This window comes from Streptosporangium carneum, assembly GCF_027922005.1.
Lineage (GTDB): Bacteria > Actinomycetota > Actinomycetes > Streptosporangiales > Streptosporangiaceae > Streptosporangium > Streptosporangium carneum.
Map to the genome: position 1 here is coordinate 1 of NZ_BSEV01000116.1, position 598 is coordinate 598.

General features: G+C 64.0%; 1 protein-coding gene. It reads right to left on the reverse strand.

What is annotated here, in order from left to right; all coding sequences use genetic code 11:
* Window positions 1-51 precede the first annotated feature (51 nt).
* Window positions 52-598 (reverse strand): RES family NAD+ phosphorylase (locus tag PKF00_RS44100; RefSeq protein WP_271223767.1); only part of this gene is annotated, 547 nt, incomplete at its 5' end.

Genomic DNA, 598 nt, shown 5'->3' on the forward strand with positions numbered 1-598 from the left:
AGGTCTTCTCGCAGGACCGCAAGCCGACATATCCAGCATAGGCCGGCCATATCAGGCGACCCGATAGACGGTCCTGCCGTCGCGTACCCAGTCAACGCGCTCGCCGTTCCAGTGATATTCGAAATGGGCGGCCGGTGTCGGGACCTTGACCAGGTCAGGCGAGGAGGAGGCTGCGCATTCGCCGCCGGGATGTCGCACGCTGGGATAGACGATCCCTTGGCCGTCATTGGCGCGAAGCGTGTCGGCAGCTGCCTGGCTGGCAGTGTAGTCCGTGGGAAGCAGGAGTGGATCCCACGCCGGGTCTCCGGAGCGAATATCATGCAGCCGGGTGTCGATGGTAAATGTGAGCTCGCGGAACTGTTCGATGCTGGGCGGCTCATCCGTCCGGCGCATGAAGTTCTCAAAATGATGGATGGTCTCGGCCAGGGCCGTTTCGAAGGCCTGGGCGATATAGAGCACGCCGAAACCCTTCGGAGAAAACCGGGCCGCGCGGTCCGGAGACACATGGGTGAAGGGCGCCATGAGATAGCTGGTGCCGGGGCCGCCCACGCGGCGGTCTACCGGTACCAGGTCCAGAGCGCCGATGGCCTGGGCGATG